Annotated in this window: 23 protein-coding genes; 12 read left to right on the top strand and 11 right to left on the bottom strand. The window is 35.8% G+C overall.

What is annotated here, in order from left to right; genetic code table 11:
• Positions 1 to 163: 163 nt before the first annotated feature.
• On the top strand, positions 164 to 3,403 hold the full coding sequence (gene carB / locus NQ163_RS05845; RefSeq protein ID WP_268189336.1) for a carbamoyl-phosphate synthase (glutamine-hydrolyzing) large subunit: 3,240 nt from the start codon (positions 164 to 166) through the stop codon (positions 3,401 to 3,403).
• Between the two features lie 157 nt (positions 3,404 to 3,560).
• On the opposite strand, the gene NQ163_RS05840 is transcribed toward carB, so the two are convergent.
• Positions 3,561 to 3,854 carry a hypothetical protein gene (locus NQ163_RS05840; RefSeq protein WP_268189335.1) on the bottom strand — a complete coding sequence of 98 codons (294 nt, stop codon included), beginning with the start codon at positions 3,852 to 3,854 and terminating at the stop codon, positions 3,561 to 3,563.
• 1,102 nt (positions 3,855 to 4,956) lie between these two features.
• On the opposite strand from NQ163_RS05840, the gene NQ163_RS05835 reads away from it, so the two are divergent.
• The 3 genes from NQ163_RS05835 (at position 4,957) to NQ163_RS05825 (ending at position 9,773) form a co-directional block, all read left to right on the top strand.
• Positions 4,957 to 7,905, top strand: a complete 2,949-nt coding sequence (locus NQ163_RS05835) for a C25 family cysteine peptidase (protein WP_268189334.1) — start codon at positions 4,957 to 4,959, stop codon at positions 7,903 to 7,905.
• 326 nt (positions 7,906 to 8,231) lie between these two features.
• Complete coding sequence (locus tag NQ163_RS05830) at positions 8,232 to 9,311, top strand: adenylate/guanylate cyclase domain-containing protein (protein WP_268189333.1); 1,080 nt, start codon at positions 8,232 to 8,234, stop codon at positions 9,309 to 9,311.
• Positions 9,312 to 9,368: 57 nt separating this feature from the next.
• Entirely contained in the window at positions 9,369 to 9,773 is a 405-nt protein-coding gene (locus NQ163_RS05825) for an acyl-CoA thioesterase (RefSeq protein WP_268189332.1), read from the top strand.
• Here the strand turns inward: NQ163_RS05825 and NQ163_RS05820 are convergent.
• Positions 9,770 to 10,399: a class I SAM-dependent methyltransferase gene (locus tag NQ163_RS05820; protein WP_268189331.1), complete on the bottom strand. Its 630-nt coding sequence runs from the start codon at positions 10,397 to 10,399 to the stop codon at positions 9,770 to 9,772. The genes NQ163_RS05825 and NQ163_RS05820 overlap by 4 nt on opposite strands.
• Positions 10,400 to 11,015: 616 nt before the next feature.
• Here NQ163_RS05820 and NQ163_RS05815 point away from each other — a divergent pair.
• The 3 genes from NQ163_RS05815 to NQ163_RS05805 all read left to right on the top strand — a co-directional run bounded on the left by NQ163_RS05815 (position 11,016) and on the right by NQ163_RS05805 (position 14,309).
• The gene (locus NQ163_RS05815; RefSeq protein WP_268189330.1) at positions 11,016 to 12,242 is read left to right on the top strand and encodes an ABC transporter permease; all 1,227 of its coding nucleotides are present in this window, start codon (positions 11,016 to 11,018) and stop codon (positions 12,240 to 12,242) included.
• Positions 12,243 to 12,293: 51 nt separating this feature from the next.
• On the top strand, positions 12,294 to 13,562 hold the full coding sequence (locus NQ163_RS05810) for an ABC transporter permease (protein ID WP_268189329.1): 1,269 nt from the start codon (positions 12,294 to 12,296) through the stop codon (positions 13,560 to 13,562).
• A gap of 78 nt (positions 13,563 to 13,640) precedes the next feature.
• A complete protein-coding gene (locus NQ163_RS05805; RefSeq protein ID WP_268189328.1) occupies positions 13,641 to 14,309 on the top strand; it encodes a TonB-dependent receptor plug domain-containing protein in 669 nt (222 codons plus the stop codon).
• A 57-nt stretch (positions 14,310 to 14,366) separates the two neighbouring features.
• On the opposite strand, the gene cysK is transcribed toward NQ163_RS05805, so the two are convergent.
• Together cysK and epsC are read right to left on the bottom strand one after the other, a co-directional pair.
• The gene (gene cysK / locus NQ163_RS05800; protein WP_268189327.1) at positions 14,367 to 15,275 is read right to left on the bottom strand and encodes a cysteine synthase A; all 909 of its coding nucleotides are present in this window, start codon (positions 15,273 to 15,275) and stop codon (positions 14,367 to 14,369) included.
• Between the two features lie 11 nt (positions 15,276 to 15,286).
• Positions 15,287 to 16,126, bottom strand: coding sequence for a serine O-acetyltransferase EpsC (gene epsC, locus NQ163_RS05795; RefSeq protein WP_268189326.1), 840 nt, complete (start codon positions 16,124 to 16,126; stop codon positions 15,287 to 15,289).
• Positions 16,127 to 16,533: 407 nt separating this feature from the next.
• Here epsC and NQ163_RS05790 point away from each other — a divergent pair, with 407 nt between their 5' ends.
• Genes NQ163_RS05790 through NQ163_RS05780 form a run of 3 tightly spaced genes read left to right on the top strand, consistent with a single transcriptional unit; the run spans position 16,534 to position 18,090 of the window.
• A complete protein-coding gene (locus tag NQ163_RS05790) occupies positions 16,534 to 16,743 on the top strand; it encodes a zinc ribbon domain-containing protein (RefSeq protein ID WP_110359539.1) in 210 nt (69 codons plus the stop codon).
• A 10-nt stretch (positions 16,744 to 16,753) separates the two neighbouring features.
• Positions 16,754 to 17,227 (top strand): low molecular weight protein-tyrosine-phosphatase, encoded by a 474-nt coding sequence (locus NQ163_RS05785; RefSeq protein ID WP_268189325.1) that lies wholly within the window; start codon positions 16,754 to 16,756, stop codon positions 17,225 to 17,227.
• Positions 17,224 to 18,090 carry a fructosamine kinase family protein gene (locus NQ163_RS05780; RefSeq protein WP_268189324.1) on the top strand — a complete coding sequence of 289 codons (867 nt, stop codon included), beginning with the start codon at positions 17,224 to 17,226 and terminating at the stop codon, positions 18,088 to 18,090. The genes NQ163_RS05785 and NQ163_RS05780 overlap by 4 nt, the downstream gene beginning before the upstream one ends.
• Positions 18,091 to 18,105: 15 nt before the next feature.
• Here the strand turns inward: NQ163_RS05780 and NQ163_RS05775 are convergent, their stop codons facing one another.
• On the bottom strand, positions 18,106 to 18,813 hold the full coding sequence (locus tag NQ163_RS05775) for a TapB family protein (RefSeq protein ID WP_268189323.1): 708 nt from the start codon (positions 18,811 to 18,813) through the stop codon (positions 18,106 to 18,108).
• A gap of 205 nt (positions 18,814 to 19,018) precedes the next feature.
• On the opposite strand from NQ163_RS05775, the gene NQ163_RS05770 reads away from it, so the two are divergent.
• Positions 19,019 to 19,525, top strand: coding sequence for a CAP domain-containing protein (locus NQ163_RS05770; protein ID WP_268189322.1), 507 nt, complete (start codon positions 19,019 to 19,021; stop codon positions 19,523 to 19,525).
• A 117-nt stretch (positions 19,526 to 19,642) separates the two neighbouring features.
• Here the strand turns inward: NQ163_RS05770 and rplI are convergent, their stop codons facing one another.
• From rplI to rpsF, 3 genes are read right to left on the bottom strand one after another with little or no spacing between them, the layout of a single operon-like run.
• Positions 19,643 to 20,086, bottom strand: a complete 444-nt coding sequence (gene rplI / locus NQ163_RS05765; RefSeq protein WP_268189321.1) for a 50S ribosomal protein L9 — start codon at positions 20,084 to 20,086, stop codon at positions 19,643 to 19,645.
• A 23-nt stretch (positions 20,087 to 20,109) separates the two neighbouring features.
• Positions 20,110 to 20,379 (bottom strand): 30S ribosomal protein S18, encoded by a 270-nt coding sequence (gene rpsR / locus NQ163_RS05760; RefSeq protein ID WP_054721204.1) that lies wholly within the window; start codon positions 20,377 to 20,379, stop codon positions 20,110 to 20,112.
• Positions 20,380 to 20,382: 3 nt separating this feature from the next.
• Entirely contained in the window at positions 20,383 to 20,733 is a 351-nt protein-coding gene (gene rpsF, locus NQ163_RS05755) for a 30S ribosomal protein S6 (RefSeq protein ID WP_110359545.1), read from the bottom strand.
• Between the two features lie 419 nt (positions 20,734 to 21,152).
• Here rpsF and NQ163_RS05750 point away from each other — a divergent pair, with 419 nt between their 5' ends.
• The gene (locus NQ163_RS05750; RefSeq protein WP_268189320.1) at positions 21,153 to 22,277 is read left to right on the top strand and encodes a universal stress protein; all 1,125 of its coding nucleotides are present in this window, start codon (positions 21,153 to 21,155) and stop codon (positions 22,275 to 22,277) included.
• Between the two features lie 46 nt (positions 22,278 to 22,323).
• Here the strand turns inward: NQ163_RS05750 and mtaB are convergent, their stop codons facing one another.
• From mtaB to NQ163_RS05735, 3 genes are all read right to left on the bottom strand, one after another.
• Positions 22,324 to 23,607 carry a tRNA (N(6)-L-threonylcarbamoyladenosine(37)-C(2))-methylthiotransferase MtaB gene (mtaB, locus tag NQ163_RS05745; protein ID WP_268189319.1) on the bottom strand — a complete coding sequence of 428 codons (1,284 nt, stop codon included), beginning with the start codon at positions 23,605 to 23,607 and terminating at the stop codon, positions 22,324 to 22,326.
• Positions 23,604 to 24,947 (bottom strand): tRNA (N6-isopentenyl adenosine(37)-C2)-methylthiotransferase MiaB, encoded by a 1,344-nt coding sequence (gene miaB, locus NQ163_RS05740; RefSeq protein WP_268189318.1) that lies wholly within the window; start codon positions 24,945 to 24,947, stop codon positions 23,604 to 23,606. The genes mtaB and miaB overlap by 4 nt, the downstream gene beginning before the upstream one ends.
• 85 nt (positions 24,948 to 25,032) lie before the next feature.
• Positions 25,033 to 25,677 (bottom strand): ferredoxin--NADP reductase, encoded by a 645-nt coding sequence (locus tag NQ163_RS05735; RefSeq protein WP_268189317.1) that lies wholly within the window; start codon positions 25,675 to 25,677, stop codon positions 25,033 to 25,035.
• Between the last annotated feature and the right edge of the window lie 186 nt (positions 25,678 to 25,863).

Below are 25,863 nucleotides of genomic sequence, written 5' to 3'. Positions count from 1 at the left end.
TTGAATTATTAATTAAAAGAGGACATATTTGACTTATTTTCTCATTCACTCGAAGAGAAGTTATTTCAATTGCCACTTGACTTTAGTCAGTGGCTTGCAAGAATCCTTCAAATTAACAATTAACTGCTGATAGCTGAGAGCTAAAAGCTAAGAGCTTAAAAAAATGATTAAAGATAAAATAAAGAAAGTACTCGTATTAGGTTCAGGAGCCCTGAAAATTGGTGAAGCTGGTGAATTTGACTATTCCGGATCGCAGGCATTAAAAGCCATGAAAGAGGAAGGTATTTACACCGTATTGATTAACCCGAATATCGCAACCGTACAAACTTCCAAGGGAGTTGCCGATCAAATCTATTTTTTGCCGGTTACTCCCTTTTTTGTGGAACAAGTAATCTTAAAGGAAAAACCTGATGGTATTCTTTTAGCTTTTGGAGGACAAACTGCGCTGAACTGCGGGGTAGAACTTTTCGAATCAGGAATTCTTGAAAAGTACAACCTAAAGGTATTGGGTACACCAATCGAAGCCATTATCAAAACCGAGGACAGAGAGATTTTTGCCAACGAATTGCGCAAAATCGATGTAAAAACACCTCAATCTTATGCTGTAGAATCGGTGCAAGGGGCATTGGATGCAGCAGAGAAATTAGGTTTCCCGATTATTGTGCGTGCAGCCTTTACCTTGGGAGGACAAGGTTCAGGTTTCTGTTCCAATATGGATGAGCTGAAAAAGCTTGCTGAGAACGCTTTATCCTACTCTAGCCAGATTTTGGTTGAAGAGTCGTTGAAAGGCTGGAAAGAGGTAGAATACGAGGTGGTACGTGATGCTTACGACAACTGTATTACGGTTTGTAATATGGAAAACTTCGATCCACTGGGAATCCATACCGGGGAAAGTATTGTAATTGCTCCATCGCAAACGCTAACCAACTCAGAATATCACAAGCTAAGAGCTTTGGCCATTAAGATTATCCGTCACATGGGCGTTGTGGGAGAGTGTAACGTACAGTATGCACTAGATCCTGAATCAGAAGATTACCGTGTGATCGAGGTGAATGCGCGTCTGTCGAGATCATCGGCACTGGCATCAAAAGCAACGGGGTATCCATTGGCATTTGTAGCTGCCAAGCTTGGTTTAGGCTATGCACTACATGAGCTAAAGAATGCGGTAACACAAACCACAACTGCATGTTTCGAGCCTGCGCTTGACTATGTAGTTTGTAAGATTCCTCGTTGGGATTTGAACAAGTTCGAAGGGGTGACCAAAGAAATTGGATCAAGTATGAAGTCGGTTGGTGAGGTAATGGCCATTGGTCGTAACTTCGAAGAAGCCATTCAGAAAGGTCTGCGTATGATTGGACAGGGAATGCACGGATTTGTAGGGAATGTACACTCCAAGTTCGAAGATGTAGAGAAGGAGCTTACGCATCCAACCGATATGCGTATTTTCTCCATTGCACAGGCATTCGAACAGGGCTACTGCATCGATCAGGTACACGACCTAACCAAGATCGACAAATGGTTCCTAAGCAAGTTAGAGCACATCACTAAGATTAAATGGGATCTGCAAAAGCATAGCAACTTACAGGCTCTACCTGATGAATTGCTTAAAGCAGCTAAAGTATATGGATTCTCGGATTTCCAGTTGGCAAGATTCGTTCTAAAGCCAGAAAATACCAATATGGAATCGGAATTATTGGCGGTAAGAAAGCATCGTAAAGAGAAGGGAATTGTTCCGGTTGTGAAGCAAATTGATACGCTTGCAGCGGAGTATCCTGCACAAACCAACTACATTTATTTGACTTATAGTGGTGATGAAAATGACATCGACTATGTATCCGATAACAAATCAGTTATTGTGTTGGGATCGGGAGCATATCGTATTGGTTCATCGGTAGAGTTCGACTGGTGTAGCGTAAATGCCCTGAATGCAGTAAACAAAGAAGGTTTACGTTCGGTAATGATCAATTACAATCCGGAAACGGTAAGTACCGATTACGATGTTTGTGACAGACTGTATTTCGACGAGCTTTCCTTCGAAAGAGTGTTGGATATCATCGATTTGGAATCGCCTAGAGGAGTAATTGTATCGGTTGGTGGACAGATTCCACAGAACCTGGCAATGCGTCTTCATAATGCTGATGTGAATGTATTGGGTACTTCTCCTGAATCGATTGACAGAGCAGAGAATCGTCAGACGTTCTCGGCCATGTTGGATGAATTGGGAGTTGATCAGCCACGATGGAGCGAGTTGACCAGTATTGGAGCCATTCACGAGTTTATTGATGAAGTGGGATTCCCTGTATTGATTCGTCCTAGTTACGTGCTTTCAGGAGCTGCCATGAACGTGGTATCGAACCGCGAGGAGTTGGAACACTTCCTTGATTTGGCTGCACAGGTTTCTAAGCAGTATCCGGTAGTTGTGAGTGAGTTTATTCAGGAAGCCAAAGAGATTGAGTTCGATGGAGTTGCCAAGAATGGTGAAATTGTGATTGATGCCATTTCTGAACACGTTGAGTTTGCAGGGGTTCACTCTGGAGATGCAACCCTGGTGTTCCCACCACAGAAATTGTACTTCGAAACCATACGCAGAATCAGAAAGATTGCGCGTAAGATTGCAAAATCATTGAACATTACAGGACCATTCAACATGCAGTTGTTGGCAAAAGACAACGACATTAAGGTTATCGAGTGTAACCTTCGTGCCAGCCGTAGTTTCCCATTTGTATCGAAAGTTATGGACTATAATTTTGTAGAAACTGCAACTCAGGCCATGTTGGATGTACCGATTCCAAATAATCTTCCGTCGATGTTTGAGCTGGAACATATCGGTGTAAAAGCATCGCAATTCTCCTTCTCGAGACTGTCAAAAGCTGACCCGGTATTGGGTGTAGACATGTCTTCAACCGGTGAAGTTGGCTGTTTGGGTGCCGATTACTACGATGCGATATTAAAAGCAATGATATCAGTGGGTTATCGCGTACCGAAGAAGGCGGTGTTGATTAGTAGTGGACCTATTCGCTCGAAGCTTGAGCTACTAAAGAGCTCGAAAATGCTGGAAGAGCGTGGCTACAAGCTATACGGCACAAGAGGTACTGCAAAGTTCCTTCAGGAAAATGGTGTGACCGTTGAAGCGGTTGCTTGGCCAGATGAAAACGAAGAGCAAACCGCAGTAAGTTTGATTCGCGATCGTAAGGTAGATTTGGTTGTAAATATTCCAAAGAACTTAAGCAAGGATGAGCTGAACAACGATTACCAAATCAGACGTACTGCCATCGACTTAAACGTTCCATTGGTAACCAATGCACGTTTGGCATCAGCCTTTATCTATTCCATCTGCAAAAAGTCCGAAGCCGATCTTAAAATCGAAAGCTTTAGCGAGTATGTAGAGAAGAAGGATTTCTAGAGGAGATACTTTGATGCTATCACTCCTAGTGAGGGTATCAATTGTAACTTGCAATAAAAAACTGAGAGCATCACTTTGAGTGATACCCTCAGAAAGTATATAAAATGCGAAACCTGTCAGGAGTTGATCTTGACAGGTTTTTTTATGCTTTTAATCTTTAGCTTTTGATGCTCTCACTCCTAGTGAGGGTATCAATATCATAGCAATTTAATAATTCCTCTTTTCGTGCCAAATCATAATCAATAAGGGTACCTTTCCTTTCACAGAAATAATCGCGATAAGATGAAAACTCCCATTCTTCAGGCGAACGAACTAGTTTATCGGTTACAGGATTCATATGAATGTAGTTAAAGCAAATCTGTGGATATGAATAATCGTTCAGGTTTACATTAATTGTTGCTCCAAAATCAGTTTGCCAATAGGAGGGGCATACTTCTTCAATCTTGTTCAAACACTTGGCTTTGGTATGACTCTGAAATAAAGAACCTTTTATGTTCCGATCTTTTTGCAAAGCCCTTGTGTAGCTACTAGGTAATTTTCCAATTGAGGAGTTTAAATCAATATTTCGATCTTTAGGCTGGAGTGAGTTTACTTTTATCAAGATATGAAAATGCGAAGGCATTAAACACCAAGCAAGAATACTGCCGTAAGATTTTAAGTGCTTGCGAAGCTTTTTGAGGAAAAACAGATAATTATCACGGGTGTAAAATAGGAGAGCTCCATTATTGCTTCTGTTGTATATGTGAAAAGATAATCTTCTTCAAAATACATAGTATCAATTATATGTTCCAATTAAGGTAATAATTAATGAATATTTTTTCAACTGAGAGTATCACTTCAAGTGATACCCTCAGAAAATAAAGTATATAAAATGCGAAACCTGTCGAGAAATAGTCCTGACAGGTTTTTTCTATCCTGACAGCAATACAGACACTTCAGCCTAGAGGAAAAAGAAAAAAACACTATGCAATCAAAACCGTTCCTTCTTTGCTATAAAATTTAAAGAGTTAGTGAAAATGTATGATCGATAACCATTTAAAACATATTTACAGATTAGCAAAGCATATAATATGTTTATTCTGATCTTATTTTTATTCCAAATGAGGCTTTAACGCCAAATTTCGTCTTCGAATCATAAGATTTCTAAATATTATTTAACCGTCTTGTTTGTTGTCTGCCATTTTCAAAACATTTATTTAAGTGCATCTCTAAACATTTAGGAATCTAAATAAGACATTGTTTAATTCGACTCCATCGAACTGTAGGATGTATTACATCTTTAAAATAGGTACTTTAAAGATATTGCCAAAAAAATCATTTCTTTTATTATGCTACATTATTAGTGTTTTCGGCAGATACAGAGCTTTTAAATAATAATCGTGTAAAATAAACAATAATAAATTTTATTTCGAGGGTTACCTTTTGTTTTTTTTCGGAATAAAGGGGTGTAATAAATGAATAGATCTATCGAAAGATAGGTGGTAACTTGACTCATTGCCATTTTAATATTTATTTATTGATAATATACATTAACTAATTCTAAATTTTGATTTATGAAAAAGAACTTTTACATTTTTAGAGTATGGGTTATTGCCATAGGCATACTCATTTCAGTAAGTGCTTCGGCTCAGAAGCGAGAACACATTAAGATTGATCCAAACACTCGTTACGACAAGAATGAACTAATTTTAAAATCGGCTGTTGGTAGCGATTACCTAATCGACTTTAAGCTAAATTCCTATGATTTGCTCTACATTGCGTCTGAGAATGCCTACAAAGTAGAAGCCAACAATATGGGTGATATTCTTGAGAAGGGAAGCCCGGCTTTGCCACGTTTTGCTCAATCCATCATGATTCCATCAAGTGCAGAAATGCAAGTGGAAGTTTTATCCTCGGAGTTTATCGAGATCAAGAATTTCAGCGTGGTTCCTTCAAAAGGTAATCTTACTCGCGATATCGATCCAAAGTCTATTCCATATTCCTATGGGAAGGCTTATCAACACGATGATTATTACCCCTCAAATTTGGCTTCACTTAACGATCCTTACATTTTAAGAAGTGTTCGTGGTCAGGCCTTGGTGGTGAACCCAATTGCATACAATCCAATTCAGAATATCTTAAGAATCTATACACATATGGAACTTAAGGTAAGTGCAACAGGTAAAGGATCTACAAAGAATATTTTATCCACTGCTAAATCTACAGCTTCAGACAAAGGATTCGAAAAAGTATATGAATCTCATTTCTTAAACTATACGCCTGCGAATACCAAATACACGGCCTTGAACGATGAACCAGGTAAAATGCTGATTATTTGTTACGACGATTATATGGATGAAATGGCTGATTTTGTTGCCTGGAAAAAGCAGAAAGGGATTCCTGTTGAGATGGTGGCATACAGCACCATTGGTAGTGCATCGGCTATTAAGACCTATGTTAGCAATTATTACAACACCAATGGTTTAACTTATTTGCTATTGGTTGGTGATGCGCCACAGGTTCCTACATCATATACAAGTGCAGGCGATTCGGATAATAATTATGGTTTTATTGTAGGGAACGATCATTACATCGACATTTTTGTAGGGCGTTTTTCGGCACAAACTGCTGCACAGGTTACTACTCAGGTTGAAAGAACCATACATTACGAACGTGATGTTAATTCTACCGATACATGGCTTGCATCGGGTGTAGGGATTGCATCCAACGAGGGGTATAACCCTTCGGACGAAGAGCACATGAATGCCATTCAAACCAAACTGGAGGGTTATGGTTATACCATTTCCCGCTGTTACCAGGATGGTGGATCGGCTGCACAATTGACTAACTTGCTGAACGCCGGTAAAGGAATCATAAATTATGTTGGGCATGGTTCTAATACCGGCTTCGCAAGTATGGTGTATACCAATACCAATGTGAACAATCTTACCAATAACAACAAGCTACCATTTATTTTTGATGTGGCCTGTGTGAATGGGAATTTTAAGAACAACACTTGTTTTGCTGAAACATGGTTACGTGCTACTCACAATGGCAAACCTACAGGCGCAATGGCCATTTGTGCTTCTACCATTAATCAATCGTGGGTACCACCTATGATTGCACAGAATGAGATGAATGACATTTTAATTGAGAGTTACGCCAATAACATTAGAAGAACCTTTACGGGTATCGCCCTTAACGGGATGTTTAAAATGGTAGATGTATACGGATCGGGCGGAGAGAAGATGATTGACACCTGGACTGTATTTGGCGATCCTTCTTTGCAAGTAAGAACCAAAACACCTACCGCAATACAAGTGAATCATACTGCAACAGCTACTCCTGGCGCTAACAGTTTTACGATAAACAGCAATGCCAACGGTGCCTGGGTTTCAATGACCCTTAATGGTGAAATTATTGGTACTGCTAAAATCAACAACGGTTCGGCAAATGTGAGCATTAGTCCATTGCCTTCGAGCGGAGTGATTAAGCTAACTGTTACAGCTTACAACAAGATTCCTTATGTTGCCGATATCAATATTACAGGAAGTAGCGCAGAAGAAGTGGTAGCCAATTTTACTGCAAATAAAACAAGTATTTCCACTGGAGAAAGCATCAACTTTACGGATTTGTCATCCAATAATCCTACTTCATGGAATTGGTCTTTTACAGGAGGTACTCCAACGGTAAGTACCTCTCAAAACCCTACAGTAACCTATAGTACTGAAGGAACTTATACGGTATCTTTAACGGCAGCCAATAACGGTAGCAGCGATACCAAAACCATTACCAATATGATTACGGTAAACGCACCAGTTTCTCAAACTTACTGTGAAGCAACAACAAATGGTTGTAGTTCCTACGAGTACATTTCAAACGTTTCATTTGGAACGATCAATAACAACTCTACTTGCGATGGATATTCTGACAATACATCCCAGGTGGCAAATGTTGAACAGGGACAGAGCTATGATATGACCGTTTATATTGGTCGTCCTGATTCAAGAAACCAGGTAAGTGCATGGTTCGATTGGAATCGTGATGGAGAATTTAGCGGAGCGAATGAAGAATACTCTTTAAGCTACAATTATGGTAGTAGTGTTGGAACAGCAACTGGTAGCATTCAAGTTCCTGCTACAGCCAGCTTAGGAGCTACTCGAATGAGAGTACGCGTTACTTACAATGTAACCCCTCAGGCTTGTGGAAATACTACCTATGGTGAAATAGAGGATTATGGCATTCAGGTACAAAGTGGAAGTAGTACTCGAGACAGATCATTAGGAGAGAATGCAAGCATTAAGCTGTATCCTAATCCTGCTACCGATTATTTTAGATTGGAACAAAGAGGAATTTCAGGAGAAGTAAGTGTAAAGATAATTAACCTTACAGGTACAGTTGTTAATACATTTATATCGGATGGCTCAGATAAGTTTGATATCAGCAATTTAAGCAGTGGAATTTACATTGTACAAATAAGCTCTGGAGAAGAAAGCTGGACTAAAAAGTTAGTGGTGAAATAATTAGATATGCTATTCACCACGGGACTGTTGAAATCCCCTTAATCACAGTCCCACACTTTACTAATTTGGTGCATGAGTCACACCAATTGGTTTGCCTAAGTTAAAATTAGGCGCAAGTTTAAATAGTAGTGTAGAGCCGGATTTTCGATGCAAATCGATCATCCGGTTCTTTTTGTATTGTTACGCAATCTATCGTGAATCAACAAATCTTATTGTAATGATATTCTGAATAAGCCGTAACTTTACCAATAACCTTAGTTCGATAAATAATATGGACACAGTTTGAATTGAATTAGGATTAATGCTTTCACTTTGAATCTGATATAATGAACCGTACCGATAGAAATAAAGTGTTATTTCTGATATCGTTTTGGATGTTGGCAGCAGTATTTATTATTATTTACGAGTGGTCGGTATTGCGATTTGAAGGAGTTCCTTTCGATTTGCCTAAAGTACTAAGTGTTGGTTTGTTAATTACCCTGTTAAGTTCTGGCTTAATAGCATTTCTCGAAATTAGATACCTGTCAAGAATGTTTCGTAAAAAGAGCTTTTTATATACCCTTTTAGTGAAATCCTCATTCTACTTGTTCAATATCATTATTTTTAATTCACTGGTCATTTTACTTGTCGCAGCCTTTAAACAGGAGGAATTTAAGCTCGATCGACAGGTGTGGATTCATTATACCGACTATGTTATTTCATGGAGAATGCTGACGGGAATTTTATTTTGGGCAGGAAGTGTATTTCTTGCTTTGTTTGTGCTTGGTGTAGCAGAGAAATTTGGTCAAGGGGTTTTGGTCAACTTTCTTTTGGGGAAATATCATCGTCCGCGTGAAGAATCCAGGTTGTTTTTAATTATGGATCTTAATTCGTCAACCATTTATGCCGAGAAGCTTGGGCATATAAAGTACAGTGAGATGATACAGGATTGTTTTTATGACTTAACAAAAGTGATTGCGAATACGGAAGCACAAATCTATCAGTATGTAGGGGATGAAGTTGTACTAAGCTGGAAACTAAATGCAGATATCAATTACAAAGATTGTTTGAATGTTTTTTTTCGATATCAAACCATGATGAAAACGAAGAGTGCATACTATACCAGAATGTATGGTATGATACCAAGGTTTAAAGCCGGATCGGAGTTAGGAATGGTGACGGTTGCCGAGGTAGGAGAGATCAAAAAAGAATTGGCATATCATGGTAATCCACTAAATACAGCTTCGCGTTTGTGTAAAAGATGCAATGAATTTGATACAAGTATTTTGGTTTCGGAAAATGTAATGAACGAGCTAAAAAAGCAAAATGGATTAAGCAATTATAAGCCGATAGCACAGCTAAAGCTAAAGGGAAAAATGAGGCCATTGGTGGTATATTCCATTCATGATTACATTCAAAATTTATGAATCTTTTAAATTCCTCAAATCATTTGTATAGTTTTATGCTTTCAAAACAAATTTCAAATGAGCAAATACATCTATACATTACCACTAAAAGTTCGCGATTACGAGTGCGATATCCAAGGAGTAGTTAACAATTCAGTCTATCAAAACTATTTAGAGCATGCACGTCATGAGTTCTTAGAATCAATTGGAAGTAATTTTAAACAATTACATGAAGAAGGGGTAGATGCGATGGTATCGCGCATTGAGATTGACTACAAAACCTCTTTAACCAGCGGTGATGAGTTTGAAGTACGATTAAATATTGAAAGAGAAGGATTAAAATTGGTATTCAACGAAGATATCTACCGAACATCAGACAATAAACTCTGTGCCAAAGGAAAGGTATTTGTTATTTGTCTTGTAAATGGCAGATTGAGCAAAGGAGAGGTCTTCGATGAACTGTTTGGTGAATATCTTGTTTAAAATTTAACTTTCTGCATCAGGCAAAATACAGCCTGGTGTGGAATAGTCTTTCCTTCCAATTCTACTTCCTTTATCTCCAAAATCCTAAAATGCTGGCTCATTAAATCTTGAATTTCTTTTACTGAAGAGAAATAGAGTTCAGTTCCAATTGGAGTTTTTCTATACTTGCCTTTTCCTCCAAAATTTTTATCCTTTTCACTAAAACAGATAGAAAGATAATATGAACCCTCGGCTAATAGCTTACAAACATTCTGTACATACAATTCCCGATATTCGGGATAAACATGATGTAGAACTTCAAATTCGTAGGCCAGATTTATTGGAGACAGTGTAATATCGGATAATTTACACAAATCAAACTCATAGAAATCTCCCTTTAACTTTTTGGTTTCAAATAATTGCTTAGCGTGCTTGATAGCTGTATTTGAGATATCTATTCCGGATATTTTGTATCCTTTTTGTGCGAAAAAGGCAGCATAATGTCCTAGTCCACAACCTAAATCGAGCAAATGCGAACTTGGAGGAGCTAAGCTTTCAATGAGATTGATTAAAATACCAGGAGGAGTTTCATGTATCCATGGTATTTTATCACAAGGTATTCCTTTATAGATGTCTTTTTCATTCATGTCCACCTAAGGAAGAGAAAAATAGATGAATTATCAAGTTATGAGCAACAAAAAAGGATCGAACTCCTCCGATCCTTTCCTAACACTAAATGTTAACCTTAATCTCAATCTATGATAAAACTACTCTGTTTTTTTCTTTTTGAATACATTCCAAAGGTATGGCAATACGCGGTTAAGAGCTGCAAAGGAAAGTTAAAAAAGATTAAATATGATAGCATAAAAAATGGCTGAAGAACTCAGCCATTTTTATCTAACCATTAACCAACTAACTAAAAACTCAGTTTATGAAAATCCCCTAATTTTCATTTGGCCTACTAGCTTGATATCCTGACAATAACAAGTAGTAATACCTTTATGAGCTTTAATCGGCCGCAAAAGTAGAAAGTATTTGTGAAATAACAAGTCCTAAGAGTAGAAAATGTTCGGTTTTAAACATTATTTAATACTTGTGATGTTGATCTTTTTTCATTTTTACATTGACATCTATTTCTAGTTTCTCTATATTGCAAATAGAAAGCCTTCCAATTATCTTATTACCACCAAAATATTAGGATATCACAAATTGTGGCAGTGAATATTTTTCATTGCTGATTGTGTAACTCTAATACTTTAATTCATGTTCGATCTTGACAAATGGCAGGAGATTTTTGAAACCATCCGAAAAAATAAACTTCGAACCATTCTTACAGGCTTTAGTGTTTCCTGGGGAATATTTATGCTGATTATCCTTTTGGGTTCTGGCAATGGACTACAAAATGGTGTTTTAAATCAGTTCAAACGCGATGCGATGAATAGTCTTTGGATCTATAGTGGTAGAACCAGTATGGCATTTGATGGCATGCAACCTGGCAGAAGAATACAGTTTACCAATGAGGATTATACTCGCACCAAAAATTCTGGGCTAGATGTAGATAAAATTAGTTCTCGCTATTCCATTTATAGAAATAACGTGATTTCATACAAATCGGAGTATGTTTCCTATGAAATTATTGCAGTACACCCCGACACAGAAGTTTTGGAGAATACAACATCACTAAAAGGAAGATTTTTAAATGATGTTGATATAAACCAATTTAGAAAGGTGGTTGCCATAAGCACCATTTTAGAAGAAGCACTCTTTAAAAAAGAAGAACCTGTTGGTAAATACGTAAAAATAAATGGCATTCCATTTCAGGTTATTGGTGTATTTACTGATCATTCCGATAGAGATTTACAAAGAGTGTATGTCCCGGTATCCACTGCTCAAAGAGTTTTTAATGGAGCCAATCGAATTTCCAATATGTCTTTCACAACCAATACTCATGATATTGAGGCATTGCAACAAATGGAGAATCATTTAAGAAAGAGTTTTGCTGCTCGTCACAAGTTCGATGCAAAAGACAGAAGAGCCATGTGGATTAATAACAACATGGAAGGTTATCAACGCACTATGGCTTTGTTTTCGGGCATTAGAATTTTTGTATGGATCATTGGAGCATTTACCATTATTGCAGGTATTGTTGGAGTTAGTAACATTATGATTATTGTTGTGCGCGAAAGAACTCGCGAAATTGGGATTCGAAAAGCACTAGGGGCAAGTCCAAAATCCATAGTTGGCTTAATTTTGCTAGAATCTGTTTTAATTACTTCTGCGGCAGGATATATGGGTTTGGTTATGGGAGTGTTGTTATTAGAGCTATTGGCCCCACATACCCAAATTGAATTTTTTATGAATCCCTCAGTGGACTTGAGCGTTGGCTTACAGGCAACAGGTGTATTGGTTTTTGCTGGTTTATTGGCAGGTTTTTTCCCAGCCTGGAAGGCAGCAAATGTAAAGCCAATAGAAGCTTTGGCTGATGAATAAAAGTAAAACTCATTTCAAAAAAACAAACTTTAAACCACTAAATGAATTATCATGTTTGACAGAGATCGATGGACAGAAATATATATGGCACTTAAGAGTAACAAATTAAGAACGTTCCTGACTGCTTTTGGTGTTTTTTGGGGGATTTTCATGTTAATCATCATGCTAGGTTCTGGGAGAGGTCTAGAGAATGGTGTTTACCATGGCATGGGAGATTTTGCAACAAACTCGGTATTTATATGGGCGCAGCCAACAAGTAAACCATATAAAGGATATAAACAAGGAAGACGCTATAACTTCACCAATCAGGACACAAAAGCCATTTTGGATAACATTCACGAAATTGAGATTTTAGCACCACGTATTCAAGCTTGGGGTGGTGGAGATGGTGAGAATAATGTAATCAGAGGATTGAAAACGGGTGCTTTTAGTATTCTAGGAGATGTTCCAGAGGTTAATGACATTGATCCTGTGACAATTACTGCAGGCAGATTTATCAACAAGATGGACATTATCGACAAGAGAAAGACTGCAGTAATTGGTAGGCGAGTAATTGAAGTTCTATTTGAAGAAGACGAGGAGCCTTTAGGAAAGTATATTAAAATTAATGGAGTTTATTTTCAAATAGTAGGAACCTTTAAATCAATGCATAATCAAGGGTGGGGCGATTGGCAAAATCAATGTGTTATTATTCCATTTACAACATTGCAAAAGACATATAATTACGGCAATCGAGTAGGGCATTACTCTATTACTTCAAAGAAAGAATACTCTGCAAGTTTGGTGGAAGAAAAGGTGAAGAATTTGTTAAGAAGACGTCATACAATTCATCCTAATGATCAAAGAGCATTTGGAAGTAATAATGTAGAGAAAGAGTTTATTCAAATTAACAATTTATTTATAGGTATAGCCGGCTTAATATGGATTGTTGGAACAGGCACACTCCTTGCTGGAATCATTGGGGTCAGTAATATCATGCTATTCATTGTTAAAAAGCGAACCAAAGAAATAGGAATACAACGTGCTTTGGGAGCTTCTCCTTCAGTTATCATTAGTTCAATCCTTACAGAATCTGTAGTATTAACAGCAATAGCGGGTTGGATTGGTCTTGTTTTTGGTGTGTTTTTATTGGAGATCATTACAAAAGCAATCCAAAATGGTGGAGGAGATCAAAGCATGTTCTCCAATCCAGAGGTTGATTTTAATATTGCAATAATTGCCCTGGTAATTTTAATCATTTCAGGCTTGGTTGCCGGAATAATTCCAGCTAAAAAAGCAATGGCAGTTCGTCCAATTGAAGCAATTAGAGATGATGCATGATGTGATTGTGCTTTATTGTATTAAATTTTTGCTTAATAATAATATAATTTATATTTTTATTAAACAAAATTAAATATCATGAAAGCTATTTTTAAATTAACAAGCATAATTTTTCTTGTATTGTATTCTATTTGTTGCTTCTCTCAGAGTATTGAAGTGAGAGGGAAAGTCTTAATATTTGATTCCATACCAGTTGTCAATGCTAATATAACGGTAAAAAGTACCAAGGAAACCATTAAAACAAATCATTTAGGTGAGTTTAAGTGTGAATGTAATATAAAAGATAAACTAATAGTCATAGCCAAAGGTTTTAATAAATACACTATTAAAGTCAAAAAGAAGAGTAATAAATTAATAGGTAAGTTAAAATTGGCTAAAATTCCTAATGCAGCAGAAGTTGCGATTGATAAAGGACATATTCTAATGGTTGATTCATTTAGAGACTTGGCAAAGAAGTATTCAGGTCAAAAGGATTACTCAAAATATACTTCTTTTATGGATATCATTAGAAATGAATTTCCTTCATTGCAAATATCAAATGGAGAAATAATTATAAGAGGAAAGTCGTCATTTTATGGATCAAATGCGGCAAATATTGAGATTGATGGAGTTATGACAGATTATGCGGCATTGTCTAGCTTATCACCAACCAATATTGCTAAAATTGTAATTGTCAAAGGAAGTGATGCTGCAATCTATGGAGTTCGAGGTGGCAATGGAGTAGTAAAGATAATTACCAAGAAATAATTTCCAGAAAATAATAAAAGAGGGTGTCAAACTTTAACTTGACACCCTCTTTTTGTTTTAAAATAGCTCTTCTATCGAAAGATATCTTTCTCCTGTATCGTAATTAAAGGTAAGAACTGTCGCATCAGTTTCGAATGAATTTAATTGTTTGCTAACCGCAGCAAGTGATGCACCAGTTGAAATACCAGCAAGCACACCTTCCTTAACCGCAAGTTCTTTTACTTTGGCAAAAGCATCATCTTTGCTTACCTGAATTGCACCATCAAGTATTTCCACATTTAAGTTTTTAGGTATAAAGCCTGCACCAATTCCCTGCAAAGGGTGAGGTCCTGGTTGACCTCCACTAATTACCGGAGATGCTTCAGGTTCTACTGCAAGTACTTTTAAGTTTGGAAATTTCTTCTTCAAAATTTCAGCAACTCCACTAATATGACCTCCTGTTCCAACGCCTGTTATTAGGTAATCCAATCCACCAGGGAAATCTGCTATAATTTCTTTTGCAGTGGTAGTTCTGTGTATATCAACGTTGGCTTCATTGTCGAATTGTGAAGGCATCCATGAATTAGGATTACTCGAAATTAGTTCCTCTGCCTTTTCGATTGCACCTTTCATTCCCAATTCTCTTGGTGTAAGCACAAATTCGGCGCCATATGCAGCCATTAAACTTCGCCTTTCTACCGACATTGATTCCGGCATTACCAATATTAACTTATATCCTTTAACGGCAGCTACCATGGCTAATCCAACTCCTGTATTTCCAGAAGTTGGTTCAATGATTACCGATCCTTCTTTTAGGGTTCCATCTTTCTCTGCAGCTTCTACCATGGATAATGCAATTCTGTCTTTAATGCTTCCTCCAGGGTTCGATCTTTCTAGTTTCATCCATACATTAGCTCCGCCAAAGATTTTATTAAGTTTCACTACCGGAGTATTTCCAATTCCTTCTAAAATATTGTTGATTTTCATTTGGTTGATATTTAAATTTGAAAATTGATAATCTTACTTTCATCAAGGTTTGTTCTAACCTTAGTTTCATGTTTGTGGTAAACCACACTATTTGATTCTACACCAGAAGTTAGCCACACATTACCTCCAATAATACTGTTTCTCCCAATTACAGTATCACCACCTAATATGGTAGCACTTGAATAGATAATTACATTGTCCTCTACGGTAGGATGCCTTTTCTTTTTTGCCAAGCTTTTTTTTACCTGCAATGCACCTAAAGTCACTCCCTGATATATTTTTACATTATTCTTTATGATTGCGGTTTCACCAATAACCACACCAGTTCCATGATCGATGAAAAAGGATTCTCCAATAGTTGCTCCAGGGTGAATATCAATACCTGTTTTGGTATGAGCATACTCACTCATAAGTCTTGGCACAGTTGGAACACCCAGGCGATACAGGACGTTACTTAAACGATATACCATTATGGCAAAAAAACCTGGATAAGCAATTATCACCTCTCCAATAGTTTCCGCAGCAGGGTCAAATTTCTGTATCGCTTCAGCATCTTTCAAAAGTGCGCGGTAGACCGATGGGATTTCTATCATAAAATCATGTGTAATTTGCTCTACTGACTTATTCAATTTAAAGTTTACAGGCAGTAGTAATAGCTTTAAAGTTGATTCCATTTGATAAAGTAAAGATTCTTCGGCGCAACAACTCTTACTTCTCCTGGCACTAATTGGAAATAGGGTGTTCATGGCTTCTTCCACAAATCGGTGTGCAAGATCTCTTGCAGGCATGTCAATTTCATTGTTGTTTCTGGAAGCTTGTAATTCATCCATTACTTTACTTAAATAACTCATTGTTTTATGATTTTTAATGTGTTGATACGAAATTATTCAGGTAAACATTCAAGTAAACCTATGAGGGAATTGTTAGTAAGATTAATTATCTACTAGCAACAACAGCAACAACAACAGACTTGATTGTTATTGTATTCGAATATTTGGGAATAATTTGAAAAGGAGTGTTGAATTGATGGCATACCAAATGCAATCGAAGATTTTCGATTTGATTGCTTGACTTTGATATGTTTTATATTCCTTTTCATTTTGAAGTTTCTAAAAGCAAACTTAAAAAAAATAAATTAAACAAGACTCTTTAGTCCGAATATTTCTGTTAAAAAAATGTTATTTATTTAGCCTCGCAAAAAAATAGCTTTAATGAGATTTTTATTACTTTTAATATAAGTATCATAAACTAACTGAAAATGAATACATCAAAATATGTTTGCCCTAAATGTGGGAACAATAGGTTTGAAACGGATGAATTTAGAGCTACAGGAGGTAGGTTTGCTAAGATTTTTGATGTTCAAAATAAAAAATTTACTACTATTACATGTTCCAGATGTTCTTATACAGAATTATATAAAGGAACAACTAGTCAATTAGGAAATATCTTTGATTTCTTAACCAATTAATATCATTTTAATGAAGAAAAAATTACTTTTTGTGTGCTTGGGAAACATCTGCCGATCGCCCAGTGCTGAGGCAGTTATGAATGGATTTTTAAAAGTAAATATGCTTGATGATAAATTCGAATGCGATTCTGCTGGAACAGGTGGATGGCATGTTGGAGAGAGGGCCGATAGCAGGATGAGAACTCATGCGGCTCGAAGAGATTATAACTTAACAAGCATTGCCAGGCAGTTCAATCCAAAGAATGATTTTGATGATTTTGAACTCATTTTAGGTATGGATTCTCAAAATGTATCCGATCTTAAAGGAATGGTAAGAAATCTTGATGATTTGAGTAAAATCAAATTAATGACTGATTATTGTAGCCAATACAAACATTTCGATTCGGTTCCTGATCCTTATTATGGTGGAGCTGATGGCTTTGAATTAGTTCTTGATATTTTAGAAGATGCATGTGATGGATTACTAAAACAAATCGATAAATGATAAAATCTCATATTATTGAGAAAATAGAAAACTGGGCAGAATGCAAAATACAGAAACAAAAACCTGTACCTGGAGGCTCTATTGCTCAAACCAATTTAATTAAACTTGAGGATGGCAGGACCTGTTTACTTAAAACAGGTCCTGATTCTGATGTTTTTTTTAAGGAAGCTAATGGCCTTAAAGAGATTCAAAAAACTGCTTGTATTAGCACCCCAGATGTTTATTTCGTTGAAGAAGAATTATTATTGATGGAATTCATTGAACAAGGTCATAAGGATCAGAACTTCTTTATAAAATTTGGAAAGCAATTAGCAAATTTACATAGACATACCAGTTTTAAATTTGGTTTTAAAGAAGACAATTATATAGGTTCTACACCACAATTAAATATTCCAAAGGGTACTGAATCTGAAAATTGGATTGACTTTTACTATAACAAAAGATTATTGTATCAATACAAATTAGCAGAACAAAATCAACTGGTTGGGAATGAATTAAAAAACGGTTTTTTGGTTCTTGAAAATAGGATTGAAGAGATACTTGAGGGAAGTGAAGAAAAACCTTGTTTATTACATGGAGATTTATGGGGAGGAAATTACTTGTGTGATTTGGGCTCAAATCCGGTCTTAATTGATCCAGCAGTGTATTACGGACATCGTGAAGCTGATTTGGCCATGACGAAGCTCTTTGGTGGTTTTACCAACGAATTCTATCAATCCTATAGCAAACATAATCCTTTACCACAAGGATATGATTACAGGGAAAATATTTACCTGTTATATCATGTACTAAATCATTTAAATTTATTTGGTTCTTCCTATTATGGACAAGCTGTACGCTTGGTATGGTCTTACCTGCACTAGATACAAACCATTTAACTAAGGAATAAAGAAATCTTCAGCAATACTTTCAATTTGCTTGTAAGAAATTAGTTTGCCTTTTTTATGGTATTCTTCCATTCTGATAAGACCAACATTAATTGCATACCACTCAACAAGCTTTGTTTTGTTTTTTGATATACCTGAGAAATATATTTTATCAGAGGAAATTTTATAGCATTTAAATTTACCTGCAGGTGTTTCAATGTTTTCAATACCATCTACCTTTCGATTTACCAACAGAACGGTCATAGACATTAAAACAGAGCCTGTACCACGAAGTATGTCCGCTTGACAACTTGCTTCGGGAAGAATTTTACCAGGAATTGGTTTAATTGGTAAAACAACTTTATCTGCATCAATTTTAACGACCATTTTCTGGTAGGAATCCAATTTGATTGGGTCCAAGTACCTTTCGGTACCAATATAGAAGTTGGAATCTTTAGAGGTAAAATGAAAGTATTGATAAAAGGTATTTTGCTTGACTGTGGTAATCTCTGATTCGATATTATATCTTATTTTTCCTGATTCATCTTTTGATTTACCAGCCAATTGCCAAACCTCGGTGTAAGCTTTTCGATTTTTATGATCGTAATTCACATATTTAACTTTAAAATTCCTCTTAGAAGGCATGTATGAGTAGTCTCTTTGTCCAAAACAAAGAATGGAAATCATCAAGAATAAAAGGGTAGTGTAAATATGCTTCATCAACTCTTCTTTAAATAAGTGCTTGTATTAATACCAAATTTACATAAATTTCAACTGAGCAAAAAACTTTAAAGGCTAATATTTATGGGAAGTTTATCGAATTCTAAATAAGATACAAGTAGTTTGATTATTTATTAGAAAGAACTATATTTGAGCGACCGCCTTTTAATATCAACCTACAGTATTAATTTTAAAGCTTTCAAGAATGAGAAATTTATTATGTGTAGGTATAGTAACCATTTTATTGGGATTAAGTGCATGTAGCAGCGACGAAACTGTAATCATAGAAGAAGAGATTATATCCCAACCCCTTAAAATTGATGCTCAAGTATTGTTGAATTTGGTAAATGATGTTAGAGCAGCAGGAACAATCTGTGGAGATACTTATTATCCTCCTGTTGATGCTCTTTCGTGGAATGTAAAGCTTGAAGAGGCAGCAAGCAATCATAGTACAGACATGTATGAAAATAATTTTTTTTCACATGAATCTCCTAAAGGAAGTACCCTAACAACACGCTTACAAAAGGTAGAGTATAATTACGCCACAGCTGGAGAAAACATTGCATATGGCTATACCAGTGAGCAACAGGTAATTGAAGCTTGGTTAAAGAGTCAAGGGCATTGTGCCAATATAATGAATGACAGTTTCAAAGAGATGGGTATAGGTCGAGTTGGGAATTACTGGACCCAGAATTTTGGAACGCAAAGGTAAAGTTTCTGAAAAGAAAAAAACCACACCGAGCGTTAATCGGTGTGGCTTATATCTGTTTGTTTGAAAAGCTTTAAGTCTGTCTGTTAAAAACTTAAATTAATTTTGTTTTGAAGCGAATTATTCCGACACTACTTCAAATTCGATCTCAACCTTAACTTCTTTATGAAGCTTGATTGAAGCGGTATATTTACCGATCTCTTTTACAGCGTCTTTAATAGAAATCACTTTTCTGTCAATTTCAAATCCTTTTTCAACTAATGCTTCAGCGATTTGGATGTTGTTAACAGAACCGAAGATTTTACCAGTAGTACTAGTTTTAGCACCTAAACTTAAAGTAACACCTTCCAGCTTCTTAGCAACTTCTAGTGCTTCGTTCTTAATTTTTTCCTCTTTATGAGCTCTTTGTCTCATGTTTTCAGCATGCATTTTCTTAGCCGACTCTGTAGCCAAAATAGCAAAACCGTTAGGAATTAAATAGTTTCTTCCGTAACCATTCTTAACAGTTACGATATCGTTCTTATATCCTAAAGTATGGATATCTTGTTTTAAGATTACTTCCATTTCGTTTCCTCCTTCTTTAAAGATTATTTCATCATGTCAGTTACGTATGGTAGTAATGCTAAGTGACGAGCACGTTTAACAGCAGTAGCTACCTTTCTTTGATATTTTAAAGAAGTACCTGTGATACGACGAGGTAAAATTTTACCTTGCTCGTTTAAGAATTTCTTCAAGAATTCAGGATCTTTGTAATCAATGTACTTGATCTTGTTTTTCTTGAAACGACAGTATTTTTTCTTTTTGATTTCTACTGAAGGTGGGGTTAGATATCTGATTTCTGATTGATTCTGTGCCATAGCTTATTTCTCCTCTTTAGTTTCTTTAAGGTTTCCTTTTCTTTTAATTGAATACTCATAAGCGTATTTATCAAGCTTGAAAGTTAAGAAACGCATGATTCTTTCGTCACGTCTGTAGTTAACTTCTAATTTCTCGATGAATTCACCTGGAGCTTCAAATTGAAGCAATTGGTAAAAACCAGTGCTTTTTTTCTGAATTGGATAAGCCAGCTTGCGCAGTCCCCAGTTCTCTTCATTTTCAATCTTACCGCCATTTTCGGTAATAAGAGTCTTGAATTTTTCTACCGCTTCCTTTACCTGAGCCTCAGATAAAACGGGAGTTACAATGAAAACGGTTTCATAATGATTCAACATAACTTAAATAATTTAATTAATACTTAATAATTAAGTGTTTTTATCGAGCCGCAAAATTAACTATTCTTTTTTGATTTTTCAAGAATATCAATTCTTTATTCGACTACGAATTGCAAAAGTACGGATAACAAGTTTATTAATAAAGGACTTTAGAGAATTAATTTAAAGTAATATGTTGTTAGAACAGTGTAAAATACACTGTTTTTAATCAATCTGTATTCCTTGGCTTCCTTGGCAAGACATCTAATTTTTTGTAACTTATTAGTAATACCGATTATTAATTAAAGGGTATCATTTGTTCGCATAACTCGAAATGCCCAACTAATTATTATTTCGGCTTTCAATTTCATATTTCACAGTTTTGCTATAAGCTCACTTTGAAATTTAAAGGGTATAACAGTATAACTAAACTCAGGCTTATGAAGGACAGGATGATAACATTAGCGACCTATAGTTACTCTAGAGCCCAGTTGCTTCAAACTCGTCTGGAATCAGAAGGAGTAGAGTGCTATTTGAAAAATTTAAACCTGATTCAATCCGCCATTGGAGGAGGAGTAAAGGTTAGAATAAAAGAAGAAGATCTCTATCGAGCTTTAAAAATTATAGAAGAGCTTGATTTAAGTTACGCACAGGAAGATTTAGATGCAGCTTTTCCACATCAGAATATTGATGTAAATCGCATTTTAGTTCCTGTTGATTTTTCAGATTTCTCTCCGAAATTATGCGATTCTGCAGTGGGAATAGCGAAGAAGTTTAATGCTGATATTTTACTTTTTCATACCTATTTTGCTTCAGCCATAGAAACTGTTCCATTTTCCGATAGCTATACATACAACTCCACGGTTGTAGAGGTATTATCAGAGGTAGAGAAGAATGCAAAGGCGAAAATTAAAGAATTGTATTACGATATCCGTAATAGACTAGAGAAGGAGAAGGTTGAAGGAATTGAGGTGGATTATGCACTTAGTGGAGGAACTGCATCTTCCGAAATTTTAAACATGTGTAATAAGTATCAACCCGATTTAATGATAATGGGTAGTAGAGGCGAAACTGCGGGTACAACAAACCTTTTAGGAAGTGTAGTTTCCAATGTAATTGAAGAAACTGATGTGCCTATGTTGATTTTATCCGATCAGGGCGATGAAGTTGATTTTGATGAGATTCGCAATATCATGTATGCGACTGATTTTGATAAAGCAGATTTTAGAGCGATTGCCAATCTTAAATACATTACACAACCTTACGATATGAAAATTCATTGTGTTCATTTCGATGATAAATCCACAGATGATCCAATGGAAGAACACCGAATGCAAATTATCCGCAAGTATTTAAAGCGAGCATTAGGAGATTCTGATGTAAGCTGTAGAATAATTCATGAAGATGAAAAGATGGAAGGGATTGACAAATATATCCATGATCATGATGTTGGATTGATTGCCATTTTAGCAAGAAAACACAATTTGTTGCAAAGATTATTCTTCGGTCAAATGTCACGAAAACTATTTATTAAAACACATATGCCAATATTAGTATTCCATTAGATAATTGATTAGAACTAATAAAAAAAGACGCAAAATGCGTCTTTTTTTATTTTACTTGTTCGCCAATCAATACAGGATCTATATCCTTATTAATATCAGTTATTTTTACTTTATAGAAATGATTCTTCTTAAGTTCGTATCCCTTAAACTCTACTGGCACGTAATGTTCTCCGTATCCTTTTGCGTTTTCACCATCCGTTTTTTCTACCAAAACAATTTGTTCTTTACCAATAAACTGATTTCTATATTGAAGTTTAACATCATCAGCAATCTCTCTTAAGGTTTCACTTCTTAAAGTTTTAATTTTTTCATCAACCTGTTCTGTCATTCGTTCGGCTCTTGTTCCTTTCCTTATCGAATATTTAAAAGCATGAACATGGCCAAATTTCAGCTCTTTTATGATATTACATGTAGATTCAAAATCTTGATCAGATTCGTTAGGAAATCCAATGATAATATCCGTAGTGATATTAAAGTCAGGACGAACTGAACGAACTTTATTTACAATTTCCTTAAATCGTTTAATATTATACATTCGTCTCATCTGCAAAAGAATAGGTTCTGATCCACTTTGCAAACAAAGATGAAGGTGAGGAGTCATCTTAGGATGGTTTAACAGACTTAGAAATTTATCACCAAATCCATCGGGTTCTATAGATGAAATGCGCAATCGAAAATCTCCATCCAAATCGAGAATTTGCTCCACTATATCATCGAATTTGTATTTTTTATATTCGTAGCGGCCTATGTTTACTCCAGTTAAAACCACCTCTTTCGCACCATTTGCAACTACACTTTTTACGTTGTCTAAAACGTCCTGTATAGACCTGCTTACAGCTCTGCCACGCACCGATGGGATGATACAAAATGTACAGAAATTATCACAGCCATCCTGTATTTTAATCATACTTCTTGTGTGAAACCCTTTATCTGTTGAACCGTATGAGAACAGATCAGAATTTACCTTTGATGGATGAAAAATTTCACCATTATAATGTGCTTCTACCAATGAGTAAACCGAACTTTTTTGGTCATTTTCCACCACATAATTAATTTCATCTCGCCCCTCTAATTCATCTTTGGCATTGTTTGCCATACATCCGGTTACCACCAAAACAGAATCCGGATTTTTTCGGTTTGCCTGATTGATAAAGTTTCTAGATTTATGATCACTTTGATGCGTAACGGTACATGAGTTAATTACATACACATCCGCCTCCTTATCAAAGGGAACCAGTTTAAAGCCATTGTTCTGAAACTGAGAAGCTATGGCATCTGTTTCATACTGATTTAATCTACAACCTAAAGTTTTAAAAGCTACTTTTTTCACGCTACTTTTTCATTTACAACAACCAATTCTCCTTCAACCGAAAAATCAGCAGCCGATGTAATTTTAATATCAACAAACTCACCTATTAAAGCCTTGTCCGACGATAAAAATCGAACATTTATCTTTCCTTCTGTTAATGCAGCCAAATATCCTAAATGTCTTGCTTCTCCTTTTACCAAAACTCTGAATGTTTTTCCTACCATACCTTCATTATAAGCTCTGGAGTGAATTTTTAAGTCCTCGGTCAACTGATGATGGCGTTGTTTTTTTATATCTAAGCTTACATCATCAAACCATCTGTGGCTTAAAGCTCCTGGACGAGGAGAGTACATTGCAATATATGCCATATTGTACTGGAATTCATCCATAGCTTTTCGTGTATTTTCGAACTGCTTGTCATTTTCACCCGTAAATCCAACAATAATATCAGTAAACAAAGTTGCCTGAGGTATTAATCTTCGTATGGTTTGAACGATTTGGCGATATTTCTCAACACCATGTTTTCTGTTCATATGAATCAAAACCTTATCATCGCCCGATTGAATAGGCAGGTGAATCTGCTTTGCAAGGCAATCATATTCAGCAATTACCTCAATCACTTCATCTGTCATGTCACGAGGATGTGGAGAAGTAAAATAAACCCAAAATTCCTTCTTTAATTGATTCCCTAACTGACCAATGCGTCTCAAAAGTTCCGGGAAATCAATCTCTTCACCATTTTTATCTAATCCATAAGAATTAACATTCTGTCCTAGTAAGGTAATGGATTTGAACCCTTTTTCTACCAGGTTTTTAAGCTCATTTATGATTTCATCAGATGGACGAGACACCTCTCTACCTCTGGTATATGGTACAGCACAAAAGGAACAAAACTTATCACAGCCATTTTGTATTGGCACAAATGCCTCAAAATTTGAAGTGTAATTTGGTTTCACATTCCAAAATTCCGAAATGTTTTCGTTCTGAGAATCAAAACCATTTTGCAATCCCACAGGAGTAGCAATTCCATATTGCTGAATCATTTCAGGCAATTTTGGCAAATCTTTCATCTGAAATATGATGTCGAACAATTTTAAAAACTTCTCTAAATCAGATGGTAAGATACAACCGGAAACAAAGGTTACAAGGTTTCTCTTGTTCTTCCAAATATTCCACTTATGAATTTTGGAATATACTTTATCAATCGCTTTTTGTCGCACCGAACATGCCAATATTCCAATTAAATTAGCCTCCTCTTCACGATCGGTCCATTGGTATCCCATTTTTTCAATAACTGCACGAACACGTTCTCCATCGGAAGCATTCATTTGGCAACCCAATGATACTAAGTGATATTTCATTCTTCAATAATTAAGAATTATAATGAGTCAATTCAATTGATTTTTACAAACAATTTGTTTACCCATTTAATTAGTTTATAACATTTTAAAAATATACTTCCGTATGAATAGGACCTAAGTTAATTCCTTGCTTCTCAAGAATATCGTATGCTTCATAAATCATGTGGCAATTGCCACACAAATAGCATACTGTATCAGAAGGCACCGGGTTTTCTTTCAAATATTCTGTAACTCTTCCATGAAAATCACCAGATTTTTCTCTGGAAGTACATAGTATATAGTTGTTGTTTTGGTAGGATTCCCTTTCATAGGCTTCTTCCTTCATTCTTACTCCATGCAACAATTGGTAATCCATATTAGGATGAGTAGCAATGAAGCTGTGAATAGGAGAGATGCCTGTTCCCGTAGCAATAAACAAAAATTTCTTTTTGGATATTTCATCTTCCTTTAAGGAAAAATGACCAAATGGCCCATCAATATCAAGGTAATCTCCAGGTTTACACCTCTTTAGTTTCTTCGAAACCAAACCACCTTCCACCTCTTTAATCAATACCTCTAAAAAATTATCTTGTTCAGAACTATAAATGGAATATTCTCTTCGGTCGATACTGCCAGAAAATCCTAAAGTGATATATTGTCCAGTTTTAAAAGTAAAATCTTTCTTCTCCATTTTTATAACATAAGTAGATGGAGTAAGATTTCTAATTTCAATAACTTTATGTGATCTCATACAATTTTGCTATTTTTTTGATTCTTCCCTCAATTCCCTATGATTTTATCTATATGGAATCTTTTTAAATAAGGGTATACAAAAAAATAGAAATTTCGTTTAAGTTACAAGCATTATTGGATCTTTTTATCTGTTTTAAATTTAAAAAATATCTTTTTTACAAAAAATGGCATAAAAAAGCCGGTC

The sequence above is a fragment of the Marinifilum sp. D737 genome (genome assembly GCF_026672275.1).
GTDB lineage: Bacteria > Bacteroidota > Bacteroidia > Bacteroidales > Marinifilaceae > Marinifilum.
This window is presented reverse-complemented; position numbering and strand designations above follow the sequence as displayed.